This is a genomic window from Pseudomonas sp. CCI4.2 (assembly GCF_034350045.1).
In the GTDB taxonomy this organism is placed as follows: Bacteria; Pseudomonadota; Gammaproteobacteria; order Pseudomonadales; family Pseudomonadaceae; genus Aquipseudomonas.
On the sequence record NZ_CP133781.1, the window covers coordinates 1,891,761 to 1,916,867 of the forward strand.

At 55.1% G+C, this 25,107-nt stretch carries 20 protein-coding genes and 1 pseudogene; 14 read left to right on the forward strand and 7 right to left on the reverse strand.

What is annotated here, in order from left to right; translation table 11 throughout:
- Positions 1-235: 235 nt before the first annotated feature.
- The 7 genes from RHM65_RS08445 to RHM65_RS08475 all read left to right on the forward strand — a co-directional run bounded on the left by RHM65_RS08445 (position 236) and on the right by RHM65_RS08475 (position 8,951).
- Entirely contained in the window at positions 236-1,360 is a 1,125-nt protein-coding gene (locus RHM65_RS08445; protein WP_322166376.1) for an ABC transporter ATP-binding protein, read from the forward strand.
- A gap of 64 nt (positions 1,361-1,424) precedes the next feature.
- The gene (locus RHM65_RS08450; RefSeq protein WP_322166375.1) at positions 1,425-2,471 is read left to right on the forward strand and encodes an ABC transporter substrate-binding protein; all 1,047 of its coding nucleotides are present in this window, start codon (positions 1,425-1,427) and stop codon (positions 2,469-2,471) included.
- 89 nt (positions 2,472-2,560) lie between these two features.
- Positions 2,561-3,808, forward strand: a complete 1,248-nt coding sequence (locus RHM65_RS08455) for an ABC transporter permease (RefSeq protein ID WP_322166374.1) — start codon at positions 2,561-2,563, stop codon at positions 3,806-3,808.
- A gap of 11 nt (positions 3,809-3,819) precedes the next feature.
- On the forward strand, positions 3,820-4,644 hold the full coding sequence (locus RHM65_RS08460) for an ABC transporter permease (protein WP_322166373.1): 825 nt from the start codon (positions 3,820-3,822) through the stop codon (positions 4,642-4,644).
- 99 nt (positions 4,645-4,743) lie between these two features.
- Positions 4,744-6,117, forward strand: coding sequence for a sigma-54 interaction domain-containing protein (locus tag RHM65_RS08465; RefSeq protein WP_322184709.1), 1,374 nt, complete (start codon positions 4,744-4,746; stop codon positions 6,115-6,117).
- Between the two features lie 170 nt (positions 6,118-6,287).
- Positions 6,288-7,436: an iron-containing alcohol dehydrogenase gene (locus RHM65_RS08470; RefSeq protein WP_322166370.1), complete on the forward strand. Its 1,149-nt coding sequence runs from the start codon at positions 6,288-6,290 to the stop codon at positions 7,434-7,436.
- Positions 7,437-7,520: 84 nt separating this feature from the next.
- Positions 7,521-8,951, forward strand: a complete 1,431-nt coding sequence (locus tag RHM65_RS08475) for a hypothetical protein (protein ID WP_322166369.1) — start codon at positions 7,521-7,523, stop codon at positions 8,949-8,951.
- A gap of 164 nt (positions 8,952-9,115) precedes the next feature.
- Here the strand turns inward: RHM65_RS08475 and RHM65_RS08480 are convergent, their stop codons facing one another.
- The 5 genes and pseudogenes from RHM65_RS08480 to RHM65_RS08500 form a co-directional block, all read right to left on the reverse strand.
- The gene (locus RHM65_RS08480; protein WP_322165339.1) at positions 9,116-10,108 is read right to left on the reverse strand and encodes an IS5 family transposase; all 993 of its coding nucleotides are present in this window, start codon (positions 10,106-10,108) and stop codon (positions 9,116-9,118) included.
- 226 nt (positions 10,109-10,334) lie between these two features.
- On the reverse strand, positions 10,335-11,318 hold the full coding sequence (locus tag RHM65_RS08485) for a hypothetical protein (RefSeq protein WP_322184712.1): 984 nt from the start codon (positions 11,316-11,318) through the stop codon (positions 10,335-10,337).
- A 10-nt stretch (positions 11,319-11,328) separates the two neighbouring features.
- A pseudogene (locus RHM65_RS08490) lies at positions 11,329-12,321 on the reverse strand (IS5 family transposase).
- Between the two features lie 142 nt (positions 12,322-12,463).
- Positions 12,464-14,752 (reverse strand): hypothetical protein, encoded by a 2,289-nt coding sequence (locus RHM65_RS08495; protein ID WP_322184714.1) that lies wholly within the window; start codon positions 14,750-14,752, stop codon positions 12,464-12,466.
- Positions 14,677-15,225, reverse strand: coding sequence for a hypothetical protein (locus RHM65_RS08500; protein WP_322184716.1), 549 nt, complete (start codon positions 15,223-15,225; stop codon positions 14,677-14,679). Before RHM65_RS08500 ends, RHM65_RS08495 begins: the two co-directional genes overlap by 76 nt.
- Positions 15,226-15,538: 313 nt before the next feature.
- Between RHM65_RS08500 and rpe the strand changes: the two genes are divergently transcribed.
- The 3 genes from rpe to trpE all read left to right on the forward strand — a co-directional run bounded on the left by rpe (position 15,539) and on the right by trpE (position 18,572).
- The gene (gene rpe, locus RHM65_RS08505; RefSeq protein ID WP_322166366.1) at positions 15,539-16,213 is read left to right on the forward strand and encodes a ribulose-phosphate 3-epimerase; all 675 of its coding nucleotides are present in this window, start codon (positions 15,539-15,541) and stop codon (positions 16,211-16,213) included.
- On the forward strand, positions 16,210-17,028 hold the full coding sequence (locus RHM65_RS08510) for a phosphoglycolate phosphatase (protein WP_322166364.1): 819 nt from the start codon (positions 16,210-16,212) through the stop codon (positions 17,026-17,028). Before rpe ends, RHM65_RS08510 begins: the two co-directional genes overlap by 4 nt.
- Before the next feature lie 68 nt (positions 17,029-17,096).
- Entirely contained in the window at positions 17,097-18,572 is a 1,476-nt protein-coding gene (trpE, locus tag RHM65_RS08515) for an anthranilate synthase component I (RefSeq protein WP_322166363.1), read from the forward strand.
- 117 nt (positions 18,573-18,689) lie between these two features.
- On the opposite strand, the gene estP is transcribed toward trpE, so the two are convergent.
- Complete coding sequence (gene estP / locus RHM65_RS08520) at positions 18,690-20,630, reverse strand: esterase EstP (RefSeq protein ID WP_322166362.1); 1,941 nt, start codon at positions 20,628-20,630, stop codon at positions 18,690-18,692.
- 407 nt (positions 20,631-21,037) lie between these two features.
- Here estP and RHM65_RS08525 point away from each other — a divergent pair, with 407 nt between their 5' ends.
- From RHM65_RS08525 to RHM65_RS08540, 4 genes are all read left to right on the forward strand, one after another.
- On the forward strand, positions 21,038-21,637 hold the full coding sequence (locus RHM65_RS08525) for an aminodeoxychorismate/anthranilate synthase component II (protein ID WP_322166361.1): 600 nt from the start codon (positions 21,038-21,040) through the stop codon (positions 21,635-21,637).
- Positions 21,638-21,669: 32 nt separating this feature from the next.
- Positions 21,670-22,719: an anthranilate phosphoribosyltransferase gene (gene trpD, locus RHM65_RS08530; protein WP_322185277.1), complete on the forward strand. Its 1,050-nt coding sequence runs from the start codon at positions 21,670-21,672 to the stop codon at positions 22,717-22,719.
- On the forward strand, positions 22,716-23,540 hold the full coding sequence (trpC, locus tag RHM65_RS08535) for an indole-3-glycerol phosphate synthase TrpC (protein ID WP_322166360.1): 825 nt from the start codon (positions 22,716-22,718) through the stop codon (positions 23,538-23,540). The genes trpD and trpC overlap by 4 nt, the downstream gene beginning before the upstream one ends.
- Positions 23,541-23,650: 110 nt before the next feature.
- On the forward strand, positions 23,651-24,346 hold the full coding sequence (locus RHM65_RS08540; protein WP_322166359.1) for a lipoate--protein ligase family protein: 696 nt from the start codon (positions 23,651-23,653) through the stop codon (positions 24,344-24,346).
- A 15-nt stretch (positions 24,347-24,361) separates the two neighbouring features.
- On the opposite strand, the gene crp is transcribed toward RHM65_RS08540, so the two are convergent.
- A complete protein-coding gene (gene crp, locus RHM65_RS08545) occupies positions 24,362-25,006 on the reverse strand; it encodes a cAMP-activated global transcriptional regulator CRP (protein ID WP_322166358.1) in 645 nt (214 codons plus the stop codon).
- Positions 25,007-25,107: the final 101 nt, after the last annotated feature.

Sequence of the window (25,107 nt, forward strand, 5' to 3'; positions counted from 1 at the left end):
CTTAAAGGTGCTAGCGCTTTTCTGCAGGAGTTAACTTGTTTGCGAGAGGACCTGCCTGAGACAAGGCTAAACACTCGCCAACAAGTTGGCTCCTACAGGTGCCCGCGAGTAGACATGCTTATTTGCGCCATCACTGTAGGGCAATCCCTACAGCAATCTCTCTTGCTCGCCGATTTGCCGGAACTACAGCCTGATCTAGTCTTGACCCACGGCAGACAAAACAAAGGTGTGGGTAATGAGCGACGTCGATTCAAGCGCTGGGTTGAGTGATGTTCTGGTCAGCTTCCGTGGAGTACAGAAAAGCTACGACGGCGAAAACCTGATCGTCAAAGACCTCAATCTGGAAATTCGTAAAGGCGAGTTCCTCACGCTGCTCGGGCCTTCCGGGTCCGGCAAAACCACCAGCCTGATGATGTTGGCTGGTTTTGAAACGCCCACTGCGGGCGAAATCAAACTGGCGGGGCGTGCGATCAACAACGTTCCGCCACACAAACGCGACATCGGCATGGTGTTCCAGAACTACGCGCTGTTTCCACACATGACGGTTTCGGAGAACCTCGCGTTCCCGTTGTCGGTGCGTGGATTTAACAAGTCTGATCTGAGTGATCGGGTCAAGCGCGCCTTGAGCATGGTCCAACTCGACGCCTTCGCCCATCGTTACCCGGCGCAGCTTTCCGGTGGTCAACAACAGCGTGTCGCGTTGGCCCGTGCGTTGGTGTTTGAACCGCAGTTGGTGCTGATGGATGAGCCGTTGGGTGCCTTGGATAAGCAACTGCGTGAACACATGCAGATGGAAATCAAGCACCTTCACCAGCGTCTCGGCGTCACCGTGGTTTACGTGACCCACGACCAAGGCGAAGCGCTGACCATGTCGGACCGGGTGGCGGTATTCCATCAGGGTGAAATCCAGCAAATCGCACCGCCCCGCACGCTCTATGAAGAGCCGAAAAACACTTTTGTTGCTAACTTCATTGGCGAAAACAATCGGCTCAACGGCCACTTGGTCAGCCGTTCCGGTGATCGCTGCGTCGTGACCCTGGCCCGTGGCGAGAAGGTCGAAGCGTTGGCGGTCAATGTCGGCGAAATCGGTGATCCGGTGACCTTGTCGGTGCGCCCTGAGCGTGTCCGCGTGAACGGCCACAGTGAAAACTGCGTAAACCGATTCTCTGGCCGCGTCGCGGAATTCATTTATCTGGGCGACCACGTTCGTGTGCGTTTGGAAGTTGCAGGAAAAACAGACTTCTTCGTTAAGCAGCCAGTCGCGGAACTCGATCCGGGGCTGACTGTGGGCGATGTTGTGCCAATTGGATGGCAGATCGAGCACGTTCGCGCACTCGATCCTTTGCTGGAAGCGCTTTAACTGTCAGAGGCGAATGAATCGCCCCAGGTATAACCAACACTGCACACTGTGGAGAGAACAATAAATGCTTAAATCTTTGAAGTTCACCGCTATTACGCTAGGCATGATGTGCGCGGCCAATGCCATGGCGGCAGGACCGGATCTGACCGTTATTTCCTTTGGTGGTGCCAACAAGGACGCCCAGGTAAAAGCCTTCTACGCTCCGTGGGAAAAGGCCGGTAACGGCAAGATCATTGCGGGTGAATACAACGGCGAGCAGGCCAAGATCAAAACCATGGTCGACACCAAAAGTGTGTCCTGGGACTTGGTAGAAGTCGAATCGCCTGAGCTGTCGCTTGGTTGTGACGAAGGCTTGTACGAAGATATCGATCCGGCCAGCCTTCCAGGCAAGAAATCAGACTACGTGCCAGGCGCTATTCAGACCTGCGGCGTAGGCTTCTTCGTATGGTCTACCGTGTTGGCTTACAACGCTGACAAACTGACCACCGCGCCAACCAGCTGGGCCGATTTCTGGGACACCAAGAAATTCCCAGGCAAGCGTGGCCTGCGTAAGGGCGCCAAGTACACCCTTGAATTCGCTCTGATGGCAGACGGTGTTGCACCGAAAGACGTCTACAAAGTGCTGGCTGGTAAAGACGGTCAGGACCGCGCGTTCAAAAAGCTCGACGAACTCAAGCCTTCCATCCAATGGTGGGAAGCCGGCGCTCAACCGCCACAGTTCCTCAAGTCGGGTGACGTGGTCATGAGCTCGGCCTACAACGGCCGTATCGCTGCAGTGCAAAAAGAAAGCAACCTGAAAGTGGTGTGGAACGGCGGCGTCTACGATTTCGATTCATGGGCGATTCCAAAAGGCCTGGAGAAATCCCGTGCCGATGCGGCAAGAAAGTTCCTCGCTTACTCGCTTAGCCCGGAACAGCAGAAGACCTTTTCCGAAAACATTGCCTACGGCCCGGCCAACACCACCGCCGTACCGCTGTTGGACAAAGGCATTCTGAAAGATATGCCGACCACCCCGGAAAACATCAAGGACCAAGTGCAAATCAACGTCGCCTTCTGGGCTGACAACGGTGAGCAACTGGAGCAGCGTTTCACTGCGTGGGCTGCCAAGTAAGCAGTTTGCGTTGAGTTAGATCTAGGTGCGGTCCCTCCCTCGCAAGGTGGAGGGCCGCATCCATTGTTCAAAGATTTTCGGAGTTCGTTATGGCCATCGCAGTGCCCCTCACCGAAGGCGCCAGCCCCACCCTGAAACAGCGTCTGGCTCGTGCAGAACGGGTTAATCGCTGGAAGGCTCAGGCATTGATCGCGCCATTGGTGCTGTTTCTGTTGCTGGTGTTTCTGGTGCCGATTGTTGCGCTGCTGTACAAGAGCGTCGGTAACCCTGAAGTCGTCAACGCCATGCCGCACACCGTTGCCGCCGTTGCGCAATGGGACGGCAAAAGCCTGCCCTCGGAACCGGTATATAAAGCACTGAGCATCGACCTGGCGGATGCCCGCAAGAATCAAACCCTGGGCGATCTGTCCAAGCGGCTGAACATGGAACTAGCCGGCTATCGCAGCTTGCTGACCAAAACGTCCCGCGCCTTGCCGTTCGCCACCGAACCGGCATCTTATAAAGACGCGATGGAAGCGATCGATGAGCGTTGGGGTGACCCCGCGTATTGGCAAGCGATCCGTCGTAACACCAGTAGTGTTACCCCCTTTTACTTGTTGGCCGCCGTTGACCATCGCATCGATGACCTCGGTGAAGTGGCGCCCGCGACCCCTGATCAAGCGATTTACCTCGACATTTTCGCCCGCACTTTCTGGATGGGTCTGGTGATCACCATTGTCTGCCTGTTGTTGGCCTATCCCCTGGCCTACCTGCTGGCGAACATGCCATCAAGACAAAGCAACCTGCTGATGATCATGGTGCTGTTACCGTTTTGGACGTCAATTCTGGTGCGAGTCGCGGCCTGGATCGTGTTGTTGCAATCAAGCGGATTGATCAACAGCGCGTTGATGTCTATGGGCATTATCGATAAACCGCTGGAGTTGGTGTTCAACCGACTTGGGGTATACATCTCGATGGTGCACATCATGCTGCCGTTCATGATCTTGCCGATTTACAGCGTGATGAAGGGCATTTCACCCACCTACATGCGCGCCGCAATCTCCCTGGGTTGCCACCCAATGATCAGTTTCTGGCGGGTGTATTTCCCGCAGACCTACGCTGGTGTTGGCGCGGGTTGTCTGCTGGTGTTCATTTTGTCGATTGGTTACTACATCACCCCGGCACTGCTCGGTAGCCCCAACGATCAAATGGTCAGCTACTTCGTCGCCTTCTACACCAACACCAGCATTAACTGGGGCATGGCCACGGCGCTGGGCGGTTTGCTGCTAATGGCGACCGTCGTGCTTTATCTGATTTATAGCTGGCTTGTCGGCGCCAGCCGTATGCGCTTGAGCTGAGGAGAGTCAACATGCTGAGCCCTTACACGTCGCCCATCGAGCGGATCTGGTTTTACGTTCTGCGCATTCTTTGCGGGCTGGTGCTGCTGTTTCTGGTGTTGCCGGTGCTGGTGATCATTCCGCTGTCGTTCAACTCTGGAAGTTTTCTGGTCTATCCACTGCAAGGCTTTTCCATGCACTGGTATCAGGATTTCTTTACCTCGGCAGAATGGATGCGTTCGCTGAGGAATAGCATGATCGTCGCCCCGGCTGCCACGGTTCTGGCCATGGGCTTCGGCACCTTGGCCGCCATCGGTTTAACCCGTGGCAACTTCCCCGGCAAAGCGTTGGTCATGGCCCTGGTGATTTCGCCGATGGTCGTGCCGGTGGTGATTGTCGGCGTTGCTAGCTATCTGTTCTTTGCGCCGCTGGGCTTAGGCAACAGCTACATCTCGTTGATCTTGGTCCACGCCGTATTGGGTGTCCCGTTCGTGATCATTACGGTGTCGGCGACCTTGCAGGGGTTTAACCATAATCTGGTACGAGCCGCCGCGAGTCTGGGCGCCTCACCGTTGACGGCGTTCCGTCGCGTGACCTTGCCATTGATCGCGCCGGGGGTGATTTCCGGGGCATTGTTTGCGTTCGCGACCTCGTTCGATGAAGTGGTGGTCACGCTATTTCTCGCCGGTCCCGAACAAGCCACCTTGCCTCGGCAAATGTTCAGCGGCATCCGCGAAAACCTCAGCCCGACGATTGCCGCTGCTGCTACGCTGCTGATTGCGTTCTCGGTGGTGCTGTTGCTGGTGCTGGAATGGCTGCGTGGTCGCAGTGAGAAAATGAGGACGCAGGAGGTTTGAGTCGTCGTTGTATAAACGCTTCGCCTCTGTAGAAGCCAAGTTGTTGGCGAAAGGTTGAGGTAACATCCTCACCTTTCCGTCCGCGCCATGGAGCCTCAGGTGAACGTAAACGACGCCAGTTTCGAAGAGCTGCTCAATGCGTTGCACGATGGTGTCTACATCACGGACGGCGACGGCAAGACGCTGAAGGTCAATAAGGCCTACGAGCGTTTGACAGGTCTCAACAGCGCGGACTTGATTGGTCGACCGATGCAGGAGCTGGTCAAGGAAGGGGTGATTTCCCAGTCGGCCTCACTGCGCGTGTTGCAGGAAGGCAAGCCGATGTCGGTGATGCAAAGCCTGCATCAGGGCAAGAAACTGCTGGTAAGCGCCACGCCGATTCTCGCCGCAGACCAAAGCATTCGCTATGTCGTCAGTACGGTGCGGGACATGACCGAATTGCTGCGTATGAAGCACGAGCGCGAGGAGCTGCAACAGCTCAAGCAACTACGTAACAGCACCGCCAAACTTCACGCCGGTCAACGCGATAACCTGCTGCACTCGCCGCTGATGGCCGATCAAGAAGTGTCCGGCAGAGTCTTCGCCTTGGCCCGGCAAGTCGCCAACAGTTCGGTAAAGGTGTTGCTTCAAGGCGAAACCGGCGTTGGTAAAACCTTGGTCGCACACTTTATCCACAACGCCAGCGACCGCGCCAAAGAGCCGTTCTTGGCGCTGAACTGTGGGGCGTTGCCGGAAAACCTGATCGAAGCCGAACTGTTCGGTTACGCCCCCGGTGCGTTCACCGGCGCTGGTCCCAAGGGCAAGCGCGGTTTGCTGGAATTAGCCCACCACGGCACCTTGTTTCTCGATGAGATTGGCGATTTACCGCTCGCGGTGCAGGTCAAGCTGCTCAAGGTGATCGAAGAGAATCGCTTTATCCCGGTGGGCGGTCTGGAGCTCAAGGAAGTGGACGTTCGCATCATCAGCGCCACCCATCACGACCTCAAACAATTGGTGGCAGAAGGGCGCTTCCGGGCCGATTTGTATTACCGGCTCAACGTAGTGCCCATTGTGATTCCGGCGTTGCGCGAGCGCAGTGAAGAAGTTGCACCGCTGTTGCATTACTACCTGGACAGTTTTAACGCCCGTTATCAGCGGCAGGTACAATTGAGCCTCGAAGCCCTCGATGTGCTATGCGATTACGCATGGCCGGGAAATATTCGGGAGCTGATCAATATCGTCGAACGCCTGGTGGTTACCAGTCATGCCGATATCATCGAAGCACTGGACTTGCCCGAAGAAATCCTCAACCTCAATCCCCTGCACACCGATGACAGCCGCTTTCCACTGCGCAAGGTGCTGGAAAATGCCGAGCGCGCCGCCATTCGTGCCGCGCTGCAAGTACACAAGACCACGCGGCAAGCCGCTAAAGCACTGGGCGTCAGCCAGGCAACCGTGGTGCAGAAGATGAAGCGTTGGGAACGTTCTGATTAGAATTCCAATCAACGGCCCTTTTAGCGATTAGAAAGCTAATCGCTGTCGTCCTTTCTTGTGGTCTGTTATTTGCGCGAACCCCTGCCCTGTGGGGTTCTGCGGGTTTTGGCACAGCTTTCGCAATTCATCCGGCACGCCCTCGCGCAAAACAACTAATAAAGGACGAGCCGATGAGTATCTCTGCGTTCAAAATCGCCAACAAACTGATCACCGGTCCCGCTGCTATTGAGCAACTGGCCGCTGAGCTGACCCGCTTGAATATCAACAACCCACTGATCGTTACCGATGCCATCTTGGTTAAATCGGGTACTGTCGATTTGGCTCTCGCCCACCTTGGCGACCGCCGCTACGGCATTTTCGATCAGGTCAAACCCGAGCCGGAAATCTCCATCGTTGAAGACTGCACTCGCGCTTACCGCGAAGGCGGCCATGACGGCTTGATCGGCCTCGGCGGCGGCAGCGCCATTGATATCGCCAAGGGCGTCGCAGCCTTTGCCAACCACGATGGGCCGTTGACCGAGCTGTTCGGCGTCGATCAAGTCAAGCGCAAAGGCCCGCCGCTGATTGCGATTCCGACCACGGCCGGCACCGGTTCTGAAGTGACCAACGTGGCGATCTTCTCGGACAAACAAGCGCAGTTGAAAAAAGGCATCGTCAGCGATTACTTGCTGCCGGACGTCGCGTTGGTCAGCCCGATCATGACCCTGAGCTGCCCTCGTAGCGTGACGGCGGCCAGCGGTGTTGATGCGTTGGTCCACGCTATCGAATCGTATTTATCGGTCAACAGCTCGGCGATTACCGACGCGCTGGCCATTGGCGCGATCAAGCTGATCGCCAAGGCGCTGCCCAAGGCTTACGCCAACCCGACCAACCTGGCCGCCCGCGAAGACATGGCCACCGCCAGCCTGATGGCCGGCATGGCATTTGGTAATGCCGGTGTCGGCGCGGTGCATGCGCTGGCTTACCCGTTGGGCGGGCGTTTCAACATTGCCCACGGCGTCAGCAATGCCCTGTTGCTGCCGTACGTCATGGCTTGGAACAAGATGGCCTGCGTCGAACGCTTCCGCGATATCGCCGAAGCCATGGGCGTGCGGACGGCGCACCTCAGCGACAAAGACGCCGCCGATCAAGCTGTTCAGGCCATGACCGATTTGTGCATTGCCGTGGACATTCCATCTGGGATGCGCGCCTTCAATGTGCCAGAAGACGCCATTCCAGCCATGGCCGAAGAAGCCAGCAAAATCGACCGGTTGATGCGCAATAACCCTCGCAAACTCACCGCCGCCGACATCGAAAAAATCTACCGCGCCGCTTACTGAGTGATCGCCCGAATGACGCCCGAGCCCTTGGCTTCGGGCGTCTGCCGTACACCGCAACTAAAACCAATAAGACAGGTGCCGTTCATGTCCAACCTTTCCGAACCGGGTCTCGAAAGCCCGTACATTCCGCTAGGCCCGTTCAAAGTGCGTTTGCCGTTCATTCACTACAACTTCGAGATGCCGGACTACCTCCAAGGCTTGTTGATGTGCGCGGTGGACTTGGCAGCCATCCCGCTGATGACCGAACTGCTGGGCATGCCTTTTGAAGTGGCGTTGGCCGTGGTCATGCTCAATGGGCTGCTGTACCTCACTCACCATCTATTGGGTGACCCGACCGTGCCCGGCTGGATCACGCCAGCGGTGCCGTTGTTGATGGCTTATTGCGCGCATTTCCCGATGGGGCCCGAGCGTGTGCACGCATTGATTGCGTTTCAGATGATGCTCGGGGTGTTTTCCATCGCCCTAGGCGCAACAGGGATGGCGAAGAAGGTGGTGGCTTACGTGCCCTCGGCGATCAAATCCGGGATCATCATGGGCGCCGGTTTGAGCGCGGTCAGCGCGGTGTTTCAGGTCGGCGGCAAGTTCGACGTACTGCCGTGGACTATCTCGATCACCATCGGTATCGCGTTCTACCTGATCTTCTCCCAGCACTTCCAAGCGCTGAAACTGCGCAACAAACTCTGGTGGAATTTCGCCAAGCTCGGCATTTTGCCGATCATCTTGCTGGCGGTGGTCATCGCGCCGCTGTTCCATGAAGCGCCATGGCCGACCATTCAGTGGGGCTTCAGCAAACCTGACTTTATGGGGCTGTGGAATAACTACACGATCTTTGGCTTGGGTATGCCGCCGCTGTCGATGTTCATTACCGCGTTCCCGACCATGTTGGCGGTGTACATCATCGTTTTCGGCGACGTGCTCAGCGCCAAGGTGCTGCTCGACGAAGCGCAGCAGATTCGAACCGATGAAAACGTGGACTACAACCCCGACCGTGCGCACCTGATATTCGGAGCGCGTAACGCGTTGATGAGCGTATTCGGTCCAGACGTGGCCATGTGCGGGCCGAAATGGGCGGCCATGTTGGTGGTGGTGATCGAGCGTTTCAAAGGTGGGCCGAAGGCGATGAAGTCGATTTACGGCGGCGTCGGCTCCTTTCGCTGGGGGACCAATACTGGCCTGTTGTTGCTGCCGGTGGTGACACTGGTGCAACCCATTTTGGGCGTGGCGCTGGCGCTGACCTTGTTGATTCAAGGTTATGTCAGCGTGCGTCTGGGCATCCTCGAAGCCCGCAGCCAGCGTGACCTCGGGATAGCCGGGGTAATCGGCGCGGTGTTGGCAGTCAAAGGCGCCAGTTGGGCCTTCGCCATCGGCGTGGTGCTGTGCCTGCTGATTTACGGTAAAAACTTCTTCAAGGGCGAGAACGACAAGACCTTTACCAAGGATGTCGGCGCGGTTGATGCCAAGCCGGTGGTGGTGAAGCCGGTTGTGCGTGCGGTGCCTGAGACAGTGGGTGATTGAACTGCCGCCTCGCCAACAAGTGGGCTCCTACGGAAGGTCTGAAATAAGACCTTCTTTTTCTGGCAAATCGGGCGTCAAGCGCTCCGAAAGAAAGTACTTCACTGAAATTTCGAAAATATCGGCTTTTATTGATGAATAAGCCGGTTTTAAGCACTTATTAACCCTTAATTTCCATACTGCGGACGCACCTGTCCTATAGGCTCCATCAAATGTCGGCGCGCCATCCACAGATTCGACAGTGCAAACAGTGTCACCAACTGCGCCGTGTTCTTTACCAACCCGCGAAACCGCACCTTGGTGTAACCAAACTGGCGCTTGATCACCCGAAACGGGTGCTCAACCTTGGCCCGAGTTTGCGATTTGGCGTATTCAATCTTGCGCAACGCACGGCCAATGACGCTTTTTTCTCCATGTTTGCGGCGGCTGCTGGGCCTGGCGGAGATCGACCAGATCATCTCGCGCCCCTCATGTTCAAGCCGCTTTTCTACGCCGGTGTAGCCCGCGTCGCCACAGAGATGGGTCTCTTCGCCGTGCAGCAACTGATCGACTTGAGTGACGTCCGCGACATTGGCTGCCGTGCCCACCACGCTGTGCGTCAGACCCGTATCAGCGTCTACTCCGATGTGCGCTTTCATCCCGAAAAAATATTGATTACCTTTCTTGGTCTGATGCATTTCGGGGTCGCGTTTACCCTCTTTATTCTTGGTCGACGTCGGCGCATGAATGATCGTGGCATCAACAATTGTGCCCTGACGAAGCATCAAACCTCGGTCTCCCAGGTAGCCATTAATGACCTCCAGGATTCCCCCGGCAAGATGGTTTTTCTCCAGCAGGCGACGGAAGTTGAGAATCGTGGTTTCGTCGGGAATGCGTTCCAGATTCAACCCCGCGAACTGGCGCAGAATCGTGGTCTCATAAAGAGACTCTTCCATTGCTGGATCGCTATAGCCGAACCAGTTCTGCATCAGGTGCACACGCAACATGGCCATCAAGGGATACGCCGGGCGGCCCCCTTCGCCTTTTGGATAATGCGGCTCGATCAAAGCGATCAACCCCTTCCAGGGGACGACCTTGTCCATCTCGCTCAGGAAAATCTCACGGCGGGTTCGCTTACGTTTACCGGCGTACTCGGCATCGGCGAAAGAAATTTGCTTCATGGGGGGGCAACCGCTCGGCTCATGTGATGGGGGACATTTCACCAGATTTGAAAACCTTTTTCAGAGTTTCCCTACAGATAAACTTCGATCCCCTGTAGGAGCCAACTGGATATTCTTTGATGCTGCTTGCATCTTTGAGATTACAGAAGCTCGTTTTGTCGTTTTCCAATGTGGCGCTGAGCGATGTAATTTAATTTTGAATATGAAATTTCGGGACGCGTACTGATTATGGACACGCTATTCTCTGTTCGACATACGCGGGTATACGGTCACGCCTTTTATTAATTATCATTTTTCTTTGATATTTCGCATATAAAGGGCAAGCATCTTTTTTTATGCCGAGCGCCCAGTAAGAATCAGCCAAATTTAAAATTGCAACCATCCTATCGGGGAACTGAATAAGGATTTTTTCCAGTAGCATAATTGCAAGTGTCGATTGGTTGCTTTTGTAAAGGTAGTAAGCGAAGTCGTTAATCGATCCCGCGTTTGCAGTGTTTAGTATTAAAGATAGTTCATGTATTAAGTCGATAGGTATGTTTCTGGAAATGTACTGCCCTTGCACATTAATAGCTTTAAAGAGACTTCCATTTTCCCCTTCAGGCAAAGCGCGCTTAATCTTATCAAAGTCCAGTCCTATCTGTTGGGCCTGCGTGCCATACTCTACGTACTCTATCGTTACTTCGGGAGAGTTGAAGTCTGAAAATTTCACACAGCATTCAACACGCCGAACCTCAAAATTCGTAGGAAAAATATTTTTTGAGGGGTGATGATTGGTAGCATTATTCAAGTCTCTTTCACGGTAAGGCTCAACCCAGTTTGATGCCTTGTAAAGAACCCAGTCATTGAACTCTTGATGCCATCTAAAATCATACTTTGTAATATTTGAGTTATCAGTGTAAAAATCTAATAGAAGAGAAAAATCTGTCGGGAAATAGCCTGGAAAAAGGCCGCCGTTTCCAAGGTTGAACACGCCTTCCACGACTCTATCGGTTCCGCCAATCTTGATCGTGATTTTAGAGCTATCCTCAGGATCCGGCATAGGTTCTATTATATAGGTATCGCACTCACCATCACCATTTAGATCTAGGGAAGGTCTGAAATAAGACCTTCTTTTTCTGGCAAATCGGGCGTCAAGCGCTCCGAAAGAAAGTACTTCACTGAAATTTCGAAAATATCGGCTTTTATTGATGAATAAGCCGGTTTTAAGCACTTATTAACCCTTAATTTCCATACTGCGGACGCACCTGTCCTATAGGCTCCATCAAATGTCGGCGCGCCATCCACAGATTCGACAGTGCAAACAGTGTCACCAACTGCGCCGTGTTCTTTACCAACCCGCGAAACCGCACCTTGGTGTAACCAAACTGGCGCTTGATCACCCGAAACGGGTGCTCAACCTTGGCCCGAGTTTGCGATTTGGCGTATTCAATCTTGCGCAACGCACGGCCAATGACGCTTTTTTCTCCATGTTTGCGGCGGCTGCTGGGCCTGGCGGAGATCGACCAGATCATCTCGCGCCCCTCATGTTCAAGCCGCTTTTCTACGCCGGTGTAGCCCGCGTCGCCACAGAGATGGGTCTCTTCGCCGTGCAGCAACTGATCGACTTGAGTGACGTCCGCGACATTGGCTGCCGTGCCCACCACGCTGTGCGTCAGACCCGTATCAGCGTCTACTCCGATGTGCGCTTTCATCCCGAAAAAATATTGATTACCTTTCTTGGTCTAATGCATTTCGGGGTCGCGTTTACCCTCTTTATTCTTGGTCGACGTCGGCGCATGAATGATCGTGGCATCAACAATTGTGCCCTGACGAAGCATCAAACCTCGGTCTCCCAGGTAGCCATTAATGACCTCCAGGATTCCCCCGGCAAGATGGTTTTTCTCCAGCAGGCGACGGAAGTTGAGAATCGTGGTTTCGTCGGGAATGCGTTCCAGATTCAACCCCGCGAACTGGCGCAGAATCGTGGTCTCATAAAGAGACTCTTCCATTGCTGGATCGCTATAGCCGAACCAGTTCTGCATCAGGTGCACACGCAACATGGCCATCAAGGGATACGCCGGGCGGCCCCCTTCGCCTTTTGGATAATGCGGCTCGATCAAAGCGATCAACCCCTTCCAGGGGACGACCTTGTCCATCTCGCTCAGGAAAATCTCACGGCGGGTTCGCTTACGTTTACCGGCGTACTCGGCATCGGCGAAAGAAATTTGCTTCATGGGGGGCAACCGCTCGGCTCATGTGATGGGGGACATTTCACCAGATTTGAAAACCTTTTTCAGAGTTTCCCTAGTTGCTTGTCTGCACATGAGAAAGCAGGATTAGCAAAAATCAATAGTAGTGTTGCAATGTAGTTATATCTCACAAGGAAGTCTCTAATGAGATTATGCGCGCTTCCGCGTAGAGCTTCGCTTGGGGTGATTTTCTGCCTGCACCGTAGTATGTAGTAGTACTATTGCCGCGGACGGATTCATTTGAATTATATAGTTCCAAGAAACGTGTGTACCCGATAATTGCTTGTATTTTATCCTTGGTCTTGCCGTGCGCTCTGCTTAACGGATCGCTCCAAAATCCCCAAGCGAAAGAAAATTTCGCATTATTAAATGCTTCGCTATCTCTTAAGTCATAAGTTTTTCTTTTGTTAAGTCTTGTGCAGTTGCTAATGTCAAGCACTTCAATCGCTTTATTTAGATAGTTTAATCTATCGTCATAGCCATTGAATCCACCGTTAATTTTAGCGGTACAAAATATAAAATCATCTGAATCTGAAAATTTAGTTAATTTCTTATAGTAAGACCAGAACCAACCGGCAGAAAATACACAATGAGGCAACTCGGACATTTTTGTGAAGTTAGGATTGCCTAAAAAATTCTCTCCTGCATATAGTCCGTATAACCTATAATTCTCCTCCCAAGTGATTTGTAATAATCCTCGACCTATATATGGAGAGTAGGAGGGCTGCGGGGCTCCACTTGGAAGTCCTTCAGTTGTAAATCTAAGTCCGCCGCTTTCGTGGAGTATCTGCGCCAAAATATGAGCACGACTAATGCATTTGTCGAAGTTAAACTTTATAAACATTTCATTGATGGAGTCTATATACGCTTCTATCTTTTGTTTTGATGTTGATGGTGTAATTAACTGTAGCTGAGCGTCAGTGATATTATTCGTACACGAGCATTGTTTAGCGGCTGTTAACGCCCCAACAAACTCCACCGGATGAAAATAAGAAACCCGCCCATCCTCCGGCAGCCCAACTTTCTCCGCCACTTCATCCCAAAACACCAAATTATTAATCCGCTCACTCTCATGCCTTAGCCACTCAGGGTCGTGACTCAGACGGTTCCGAAACGCTTGCCAGTTGGCAGCGTCGGCGGTGGTTTGCCATTCGGTGTGGTGGTGGGTGATGAGTTTTGACCAGCGATTTCTGAACGCGGGGTTTCTCAGTGTTACCCGCAGTTCTTCAGCGCTGACGTTTCCGTCGTGATTGACGTCGGCCAAAGCGTGCAGGTGTTTATAGAAATTACACACCTTCCCCGAAATCAACGGGCTGCAGCTATTGGCACCTTGCTCAACGATCTTGAAGCCAAGCGCCTTGAAGTCGTGTTGACTGACGATCTGGGCCTTGGTTGTGCCGTCCTGTACTCCTTGTTTACTGATCAATGCTTCAAAATTACGGATCGGCGCTTTGGGGGTAGGGACCTTTTCCTGGACGTTAATCTTGTAGGCCAGGGCGCCGTCTTTGTCTTTTACGACCGGCAACTTGTTCAGGTCAAACACATGGTCTTGAAACAGAAATCTCCGGAGCTCGCTTTCGGTGTCTTGGGCCACGATGTCCGGTTGCAGTTTGGGTACGTGGAGGTATTGCTTGCCGTGTTTGAGACCGGCTTCGTTGCTGAGAAAAGCGTCGAGGTTCGGGTCGCAGGTGAAGACTTCCAAATGCACTTGGTGTTTGGATGTCTTGCCGGTTTCGGCGGGTGTTTCGTACAACCCAAGGTAGCCCACCGGGGCGCCGGCTTTGATCGGGATCGGTTTTTCGGGAACGATAATGGTGTCCAGACCGACCGGTTCGATGCGCGGGTCTTCAACCTCAATGTCATCAACGTAGGCCCAAAACGCTTGAATGAGAGGCTCGCCTCTGATGGTTGTCGGGGCAATGGTGCAGCGCGCCATAGGCCGTCTGGTGCCATCTGGTGTGTTGACCAACACGGTGTGTGCGTTATCAAAACGGAAGGGATATCCCGAAGGTAATTGTTCCCGCACGCCGTAGCTGGCGCCTGGTTCGTTATTCTCTGGGGCGCGATGCATGTCCAGCCCGTGGAACTGCCGCACGCGGGCTTCAACCATGCCCTGCCAATACACAGGTCGGGCTCGCGCAGGTGGCAGCACCTTGGCCAACAGCAACCGACAGTTATCTGGGCTGATGGGTTGCCCGTGTTGATGACTGGCAAACCAGAGTTCTGCACCGGGATTGAACGGGCCGTCGGGTGGTGCCCAGACAAGGCGGCCTTTGGCAAAGCGATAGCCTTCGGCGCCTTCTCGCTCTTCAAGAATGTCGAACACGCTGCCAGCGAGGATCACCCCGATCTTTTTACTGCCGGGTTCACCCAAGGGCACATTGCGGGCTGCGCGGTCGCCGAAACCGACTTGCACGCGGTTGGCGTAGGTCGGGCGTCATTCGGGTAGCGTTCGAAGGGCAGCAGGTGCATGTACAGGCTGTAAAAGGTCAGGCTGTTTTGCTTGCCGTGGTCGGGCCCTTCTTCGGGATTGGGCGGTGACTGATAGGTATGCCGGACCAGGCAAAACGAGGTGGAGTACTGCAGTTGCAGGACACTTGAGTTCTGCTCGAACCGGGAGTTGAGGTAGTCGGCATTCAAGCGGTAAGCGACCACTTCACCGTCGGCGATGCAGCGCACCGGTTCGTTGTGGACGCAGTGCGGGGCGCTTTCATTGCTGATATGAATACCGCCGTGCCAGAAGCCGCTTTTGCTCAATAAGTAGAACCCCGACGTTTCTTTCTCCAACAGTTGATGCAGTTGCTCGGCGTCAGCAAAGGGTTTGCCATCTGCTTTGCGGATCGGGAACTGGAAGGAGTTGCTCAGGCTGGATTTCGGGGTATTGGACATGGGCCGGTCTGCATAGTGGAGAGGCCGGGCAAGTTTCAGGTAACAAAAAATAGATATATATAGGCCGTAACCGACCAGTCGCGTAGGGCAATTCCCCCTCGCCTGTGTGTAATTGCCTAAAGACTATCGCTACAGCAAAAAGGACGAGTAAGCGGTTTCTATCGTCCGTATCACCCGCTTGCCTGTGCAGAGATTCCCAAGAGATAAACGTGTGTCGATAACGCATTCATCGGCACTTGCACTACTTCAGGGCGCTGTCGATGTGTCATGAGGTACAATGCGCGCCACCGTGATTATGCTCAAAAGGTGCGTCATGCAGCCCTTCGTTATTGCTCCTTCGATTCTCTCCGCCGACTTCGCCCGCCTGGGCCAGGAAGTGGACACTGTTTTAGCCGCTGGCGCCGATACCGTGCACTTCGATGTGATGGACAATCACTACGTGCCGAACCTGACCATCGGGCCGATGGTATGCACCGCGTTGCGCAAGTACGGCATCACCGCGCCTATCGATGTGCATCTGATGGTTAGCCCGGTTGATCGCATCATTGGCGACTTCATTGAAGCCGGCGCCACGTACATTACCTTTCACCCAGAAGCCACGCTGCACATAGACCGCTCATTGCAGTTGATTCGTGAAGGTGGCTGCAAGGCGGGGCTGGTGTTCAATCCGGCCACGCCGCTTAACCTGCTTGAGTACGTGATGGACAAGGTCGACATGATCTTGCTCATGAGCGTCAACCCAGGTTTTGGCGGGCAGAAGTTCATTCCCGGCACCCTAAATAAACTCCGTGAAGCGCGGGCGTTGATTGAGGCGTCGGGGTATGACATTCGCCTGGAAATCGATGGTGGTGTGAACGTGAATAACATTCGGGAAATCGCCGTTGCCGGTGCTGACACTTTCGTAGCCGGTTCAGCGATTTTCAATGCCCCGGATTACAAGGAAGTCATTCAGAAAATGCGTGCAGAATTGGCGTTGGCTCGTCCATGAGTGGCTTCGAGCAGCTGTTTCCCGGCCGTTTGCCCAAGTTGGTAATGTTCGACCTGGATGGAACGTTGGTCGATTCAGTGCCCGACTTGGCCGCCGCCGTCGATAGCATGCTGCTCACGTTGGGACGTTCCCCGGTCGGTATCGAATCGGTGCGAGTCTGGATCGGTAACGGCGCGCGGGTATTGGTACGCCGGGCGCTGGCCAATGATTTTGACCATTCGGCCGTCAGTGAAGCCGACACCGAGGCTGCGTTGGCGATTTTCATGGAGGTCTATGCCGGCAGTCATGCGCTGACAAGGGTTTACCCCGGCGTACGCGAGACCTTGAAGTGGATGCAGAAGCAGGGTGTTGAGATGGCCCTGATCACCAATAAGCCGGAGCGCTTCGTCGCGCCCCTGTTGGACGAGCTGAAATTGGGGCGTTTTTTCCGCTGGATCATTGGCGGTGACACCATGCCACAACAGAAGCCTGATCCGGCGGCCTTGTTTTTCGTGATGAAGATGGCCGGTGTTCCGGCTTCCCAATCGCTGTTTGTCGGCGACTCGCGCAACGATGTGCTGGCGGCGAAAGCGGCTGGCGTTGCGTGTGTAGCACTAAGTTATGGCTACAACCACGGCCGGCCTATTGAAGAAGAATTGCCGGCGTTGGTCATCGACGACCTGCGCAAGCTGCTCCCCGGTTGCTTAGATCCGGCGGCTGAGCTAACGTTGGCCGACCTCAATTGCCCCCCTAAAAGAGATTCCATCGTGGTGGTTACCTGCAAACTCTGGATGAAAGTCATCAAGGCTCTGGCCCGTTGGCGTTGGCGCGTCTGACTTGATTCTGGCCGGCTCCCCGGCGCGTTTGCACACCTGACCGTTTACCTCAAGCCACGAGGCTGATCATGATCCGCGAAGAATTCCTGCGTTTGGCTGCTGCCGGTTACAACCGTATCCCGCTTGCCTACGAAACCCTTGCCGACTTCGACACCCCGCTGTCGATCTACCTGAAACTGGCCGACCAGCCAAACTCCTACTTACTGGAGTCCGTACAAGGCGGCGAGAAGTGGGGGCGCTATTCCATCATCGGCTTGCCATGCCGTACGGTGATGCGTGTTCACGAAGAACAGATCAGCGTGACCCTGGACGGTGTTGAAATCGAACACTTGGAAAGCGAAGACCCGCTGGCCTTTGTCGAAGAGTTCAAGGCGCGCTACAACGTACCAACTATCCCCGGACTGCCGCGTTTCAACGGCGGGTTAGTGGGATATTTCGGCTACGACTGCGTGCGCTATGTCGAGAAACGCCTGGGCAAATGCCCGAACCCGGACCCATTGGGGGTACCGGATATCTTGCTGATGGTGTCCGACGCCGTGGTGGTGTTCGACAACCTGGCGGGCAAGATGCACGCGATTGTGTTGGTCGATCCGGCTGAGGCCAACGCTTACGAAAACGGTCAGGCGCGCCTTGAAGAGCTGATGGAAAAACTTCGTCAGCCGATCACGCCCCGTCGCGGGCTGGACCTGACCCGCCCGCAAGCGCCAGACCCGATCTTCCGCTCCAGTTTTACCCAAGCGGATTACGAGCGGGCAGTGGATACCATCAAGGAATACATCCTTGCCGGTGACGTGATGCAAGTGGTTCCGTCACAGCGCATGTCGATTGATTTCAAAGCGGCGCCGATTGATTTGTATCGTGCGTTACGCTGCTTCAACCCAACGCCGTACATGTACTTCTTCAACTTCGGTGACTTCCACGTGGTGGGCAGTTCGCCGGAAGTGCTGGTGCGGGTCGAAGATAATCTGATCACCGTTCGCCCGATTGCTGGCACGCGCCCGCGCGGCGCCAACGAAGAAGAAGATCTGGCGCTGGAACTGGACCTGCTGTCTGACCACAAAGAAATCGCCGAGCATCTGATGCTGATCGACTTGGGGCGTAATGACACCGGTCGGGTGTCGGAAGTCGGCTCGGTCAAGCTGACCGAGAAGATGGTCATCGAGCGTTATTCCAACGTTATGCACATCGTCTCCAACGTGACCGGGCAGCTGAAAAGTGGTCTGACGGCAATGGACGCTCTGCGCGCGATTCTGCCTGCGGGAACTTTGTCCGGTGCGTCGAAAATCCGTGCCATGGAGATCATCGACGAACTTGAGCCAGTAAAACGTGGAGTGTACGGCGGCGCCGTAGGTTATCTCGCGTGGAACGGCAATATGGACACCGCTATTGCGATCCGCACGGCAGTGATCAAAAACGGCGAACTGCACGTTCAGGCTGGGGGTGGTATCGTTGCCGACTCAGTGCCAAGGCTTGAATGGGAAGAAACCCTCAACAAACGCCGGGCGATGTTCCGCGCCGTAGCGTTGGCTGAGCAGGAGCCTTAATACCCCAATTCCCTGTGGAACCGAATTCATTCGGGAAAGCAACAACGCGGCGGGTCACACGGACCACGCCGCCTGTTTCCCGAATAAATTCGGTCCCAAAGGCTGAAATCCTCTCTGTTAAAAGTCCACACTCACCGCCAAACCAACCCCTTGCTGGGTCACGTCGTCGGCCTTGCGCCAGTTGTAATTCGCCCTCAATGACACCTCCTGAGTCAGCTTCTGGCTAATGCCAAGACTGGCGCGGTTGATGCTGCTTTCTGGTTTGTAACCGTTCAGCGTGAAGTCGATGTTTGGCAGGCTGTTGAGCGCGATGGTCACGTCCTGCTGATTATTGGCGAACTCGTGTTCATGGGCTGCTTCAGCAAACAATTGTGTCGACGACGTTACCTGAACCTTGCCTTGAAGCCCTGCACCGAGACGCCGGGAATTGCGTCGCTGATCATCGAAGGTCAGCGCTGTAGAGCGGTCGCTGTCTTCCGAATAGCCATTCACGACGACATGGGCATAGTCGGCGCTGATGAACGGCGACAAGTGCCAAGCGCTACTGACGTGGGCGAGGTCGAAACCCAAGCGAGCACTGAACGCCCACAACTTGCCATCGGTATCGCCTTTCTCTTCGCCTTCGGCTACGCCCAGTGCGAACTTACGGTTGGCGTCCTGATAGTCGAGTTTGCCGCCGGTCAGCGCTGCGTCTGCCCACAGGTGGGTGGCGTGGTATTGCAGGAACGCAGTGGCTAAATAGCTGTTGAGCGAATAGTCGGAATCTCGGGGGCCTGCTTCCAGCCGTTGCCGGTAGAAGCCTGCCGCAACCCCCGCACGCCAATCGTCGGCAAATCGATAGCTGCCACCGATGGTCAAGTTATAGCCATGACCGTTTGCACTGGCGGCGCTGTTCTGGTCGTCGAAGTTCATGCGCTCACCGCCAGCGGCAACGATGGCGCGCCATTGCCCAACGGTTTGCCAGTTACCCTCGTCGGCCAACCACTGGCTGCGCAGTTCATCTTGATGGGCATTCAACGTTCCGAGGGCCATCTCCGGCAGCAGGCTTATTTCCCACGGCGCAGACAGTAACGAATAGGCGTAATCGGCGATCAACTGCTGCCCGGCAATCGTCGGGTGCACGCTGTCGTTGAACAACAGCTTGGTGGGATCAGGTGTTGCGCTGTCTAGGCCGTGGGCCAGGTTCTCCGTACAACCATCACCGTTGAAGCAGGTGCCAACCAGGTTCTGGCTGGCATCCAGGCCGAACCGTGCAGGGTTGGCCAAGGTTTCCTGAATCAGCAGCGGAATGTTCAGCGGGATTATTTCAGCGTTGATCTGGGACAGGCGATTAACCAGTTCGGAGTTGAACGCGGCACTCAACTGAGAGCTGGGCGTTTGCGCTGGCGTGCCAAACGACGCGGGTGTCAAGCCAAGGTCAGGTAACAGCCAGACCATGATGTAACGCGCGCCCGCTTGCTGCAGGGCCTGGGCACTGTTCGCCAGTTGGTCTGCCGAAACGCCTGCGGAGGTGGCATCGACGACCAGTCCTTGAAAAAAGTCGTTGCCGCCACCGGACAGGAAATACAGCGCGTTGGGGTCGGCGCGGAAGTTGTTCGCCACCAAGTAACCGTCCTTGCTGCGCAATACCGTGCCGCCGCCGGGCTGGTCATCAGGAATCGCCACTTCAGAGGTGGAAGTGATCGAGTCATAAATCTGGTCCGTTCGATAACCCCCGACGGCATAGTTATTACCGTCCTTTAAACCGAGGAGGGCGTTGACCGGTGAGGTGGATGGCAAGAGGTCGCGGGGCGCAATACCGAGCTTCACACCGAGCAAGGTGGTCGAAACCGGTCCATAGGCCTCGCCACTGCCGTCTTGAAACGTTGGGCCGGTGCGGTTGGTGAAACGCAAACCTGAGAGATTTGGGCCGGTAAGGTCAGGGTATTGCCCTGAATCGCTCAGGCTATCGCCAAATACCAACATGGTGGAGTAGGGAGAAGGGGCTGCCAAAGCGTGAGAGCAAGCCAGGGAAAGAATACATGCGGCGAACGGCAGGGACAGCGCCTGTTTATTCATTGTTATGATCCCCTTTTGTCGTTGTTTTAGTTATACCTCTACGAAAGTAGCAAAGCTTTGGCCGCCTTGCGCCTCACGTCGTTGCTAAATGCTCAATGGCCCGTCACTACGGCGATATTGCACCCGGTGCTTGGGTAAGCTAATGTGCCCGGACGTATGAAAATGAGACCTCCTCCATTGTTAATCGTCAGTAAATTCTTGATGCGCGTTATCAAGGCTCACGCCCGTTGGCGTTGGCGCGCCTGACTGTGTCCTCCCGGCCACGCCGGACTTGTACCTATAGCCCTTCGATTGACTTGCCAAAGCACCTGCGCTGGATGGATTTCAGTGACCAGCGTGCATGCGCCGAGCCAGCGGATAACGTCCAGGGGTTGCTTTAAAAGTCAGTACTTCAAGAGGTTAATCACATGCTGCTGATGATCGATAACTACGATTCGTTTACCTATAACGTCGTGCAATACCTGGGTGAGTTGGGTGCAGAGGTCAAAGTGATCCGCAACGACGAGCTGACTATTGCCGAAATTGAAGCCTTGAACCCCGAACGCATCGTGGTTTCCCCTGGCCCCTGTACCCCAACTGAAGCGGGCGTTTCGCTGGAAGTGATCAAACACTTCGCCGGCAAGTTGCCATTGCTCGGTGTTTGTCTCGGGCATCAGGCCATTGGTCAGGCGTTTGGCGGTGACGTGGTGCGTGCTCGGCAGGTGATGCATGGCAAGACCAGTCCGGTGATCCATGAAGACCTTGGTGTGTTCGAAGGCTTGAATCATCCGTTGACGGTCACCCGTTACCACTCGCTGGTGGTCAAACGCGAGACATTGCCCGCGTGCCTTGAGTTGACGGCATGGACCGAACTCCAAGACGGCTCGGTTGATGAAATCATGGGCTTGCGCCACAAGACGCTGAATGTCGAAGGGGTGCAATTCCACCCCGAATCGATTCTGACCGAGCAGGGCCATGAGCTGTTCGCCAACTTCCTCAAACAAACCGGCGGCACTCGCCAGGTTTAAGAGGCTTCAAGGTTATGAGTAAGGTTATGGCTATGGATATCAAAGGCGCGCTGGATCGTATCGTTAACCAGCTGGATTTGAGCACGGAAGAAATGCGCGACGTCATGCGTGAAATCATGACCGGCCAATGCACTGAGGCGCAGATCGGCGCATTCATGATGGCCATGCGCATGAAGAGCGAAAGCATCGACGAGATCGTCGGCGCGGTCACCGTTATGCGTGAGTTGGCCGACAAGGTTGAACTCAAGACTCTCGACGGTGTGGTCGATGTGGTCGGCACCGGCGGCGATGGCGCCAATATTTTTAACGTCTCCACCGCCTCGGCGTTTGTGGTTGCGGCAGCGGGTTGTACGGTGGCCAAACACGGTAACCGCGCAGTATCCGGCAAAAGCGGCAGCGCTGATTTGCTCGAAGCGGCTGGCATTTATCTGAACTTGACCCCGGTGCAAGTCGCTCGCTGCATTGATAGCGTTGGCATTGGTTTCATGTTCGCTCAGTCCCACCACCGCGCGATGAAGTTCGCTGCTGGCCCACGACGCGACCTCGGTCTGCGCACCCTGTTTAATATGCTCGGCCCGCTTACGAATCCGGCTGGTGTCCGCCATCAGGTGGTTGGGGTGTTCAGCCAAGCGTTATGCCGGCCGTTGGCCGAAGTGTTGTCGCGCATGGGCAGCAAGCATGTCTTGGTCGTGCACTCTCAAGACGGTCTGGATGAATTCAGTTTGGCAGCACCGACTTTTGTCGCCGAGCTGAAGAATGGCGAGATCACCGAATATTGGGTGCAGCCGGAAGACCTGGGCATTAAAAGCCAAAGTCTGTTTGGCCTGACCGTGGAAGGCCCGGCTGCTTCGCTGGAGTTGATTCGCGATGCATTGGGTCGGCGCAAGACTGAAAACGGTCAGAAAGCCGCCGAAATGATCGTCCTCAATGCCGGCGCCGCGCTCTATGCGGCGGATCATGCCTACACGCTGAAACAAGGCGTAGAGCTGGCCCACGATGCGCTGCACACCGGGCTGGCCCGGGAAAAACTGGAAGAGTTGGGTGCCTTTACTGCGGTATTCAGACAGGAGAACGAAGGATGAGTGTGCCGACGGTTCTGGAAAAGATTCTCGCCCGAAAGGTCGAAGAAATCGCCGCGCGCAGCGCTTTGGTCAGTCTCGCTGAGCTAGAGCGCCAAGCGGCGTTGGCCGATGCGCCACGGGGTTTCGCCAATGCGCTGATCAAGCAGGCGAAGAAGAAACAACCTGCGGTCATTGCCGAAATAAAGAAAGCGTCGCCGAGCAAAGGCGTGATCCGCGAAAAGTTCTTTCCAGCGGAAATTGCCAAGAGCTATCAGGCCGGTGGCGCTACGTGCCTGTCGGTGCTGACCGACGTCGATTTCTTTCAGGGCGCCGACGTGTACTTGCAACAAGCCCGCGCGGCGTGCTCCCTGCCGGTGATTCGCAAAGACTTCATGATCGATCCGTACCAGATCATCGAAGCCCGTGCCCTGGGTGCTGACTGCGTATTGCTGATCGTTGCTGCGCTGGAAGACGCGAAGATGGCCGAACTGGCCGCCGTCGCTAAAAGCGTGGGTCTGGACGTTTTGGTCGAAGTGCATGACCTCGACGAGCTGGAGCGGGCGCTCAAGACCTTGGACACGCCGCTGGTGGGCGTTAACAACCGAAATCTGCACACGTTTGAAGTGAACCTGGAAAACACGCTGGACCTGCTGCCGCGTATTCCTCGTGATCGTTTGGTTATCACCGAGAGCGGTATCCTCAACCGTGCGGACGTCGAGCTCATGGAAATCAGCGAGGTGTATTCGTTCCTGGTGGGAGAAACGTTCATGCGTGCAGAACATCCGGGGGCTGAATTGCAGCGACTGTTTTTTCCTGAGCGTGGGCCGTTGATTAGTAATTAATTCAGAGACTGCGTGATGCCATTCGCGAATGAATTCGCTCCCACGGAAAACATGTATCTCTGTGTGCGAGTTACTCGCGAAGACGATGTGACAAGCACTAGGAAATTCGCATGAACAACCCCGTCATTCCAACCACCGTTGCCGAAGGCCTTAAAGCCGAACAAGACTTGCTCGCCTCGGTGTGTGCGGGCGAAGCCGAATTCGGTTTGCTGTTCTGGCGACCGACTGATCGCGCCTTGGTGATGCCGCGTCGAATGAGCCGCCTCGTGGGTTTCGATGCGGCTACCGAAGCCTTGGCAGACCTCGGCTGGCCGATTCTGCTGCGTGAAAGCGGTGGCGAGCCTGTCCCGCAATCCCACGCTACGGTGAACATCGCATTGGTGTACGCCCAGCCGCGCGGCGACAACGATCGAGACCGAATCGAAAACGCCTATGTGCGTTTGTGTCAGCCGATCTGCGACGAGTTGATCGCACTGGGTGGCGCGGCGTCAGTTGGGGAAGTGGAGGGCGCTTTTTGTGATGGGCGTTTTAACGTCAACCTCGACGGCCGCAAAATGGTGGGTACGGCCCAGCGTTGGCGGCAAAGCCAAGGCGGTCAACGTCCTGTCGTGCTGGCGCATGGTGCATTGCTGCTGGATAACGAACGTGAAGACATGGTCGCTGCGGTGAATGTGTTCAACCAGATTTGCGAGCAACCACAGCGCGTAAGGGCTGAAAGTCATATCGCCTTGCATGAAGCTTTCCCAGCAGCCGACGTACTGGAACAACTGGCCGGGCGCTATCAACGAATGCTCGACGAGTTTTAACGTCGATCAGGACGTTCAGCGTGTGCCAAATACCACCATGGTTTTACCTTTGACGTTTACCAGGTTCTGCTCTTGCAGCGCCTTGAGTACGCGGCCAACCATCTCCCTTGAACAGCCCACAATGCGCCCGATTTCCTGACGGGTAATCTTGATCTGCATGCCGTCGGGGTGGGTCATGGCATCTGGCTGCTTGCACAAGTCCAGCAGGCTACGAGCGACACGGCCGGTCACGTCGAGAAATGCCAGATCGCCGACTTTCCGTGTGGTGTTGCGCAGCCGCTCGGCCATTTGGCCGCCGATGGCGTACAGGATGTCGGGATCTTGCTGAGTGACTTCACGGAACTTGCTGTAACTGATTTCCGCCACTTCGCACTCGGTCTTGGTGCGCACGCCCGCACTGCGCTCAATCGCATGTCCGACCTGATCAAACAAGCCAAGCTCGCCCAGGAAGTCTCCCGCATTGAGATAAGCCACGATCATCTCCCGGCCTTCATCATCTTCGATCATGATCATTACTGAACCCTTGATGATGAAGAACAGCGAGTCAGACCGATCACCCGCGCAGATGATGTTGCTTTTGGCGGCGTAGCGACGGCGCTGACAATGGGCAAGGAGCTTGTCGAGATTCTTGATCTTGGGTGTAAGGCTTAAAGCGACCATGCATGTATCCCGAAAAAGTACTGCGCCACGAGTCATCCTTTTGGGTATCGGCCGCGCCAGTGATTTGCCGCAGCTTATCAGGACAGATCGCCGAGAATTAG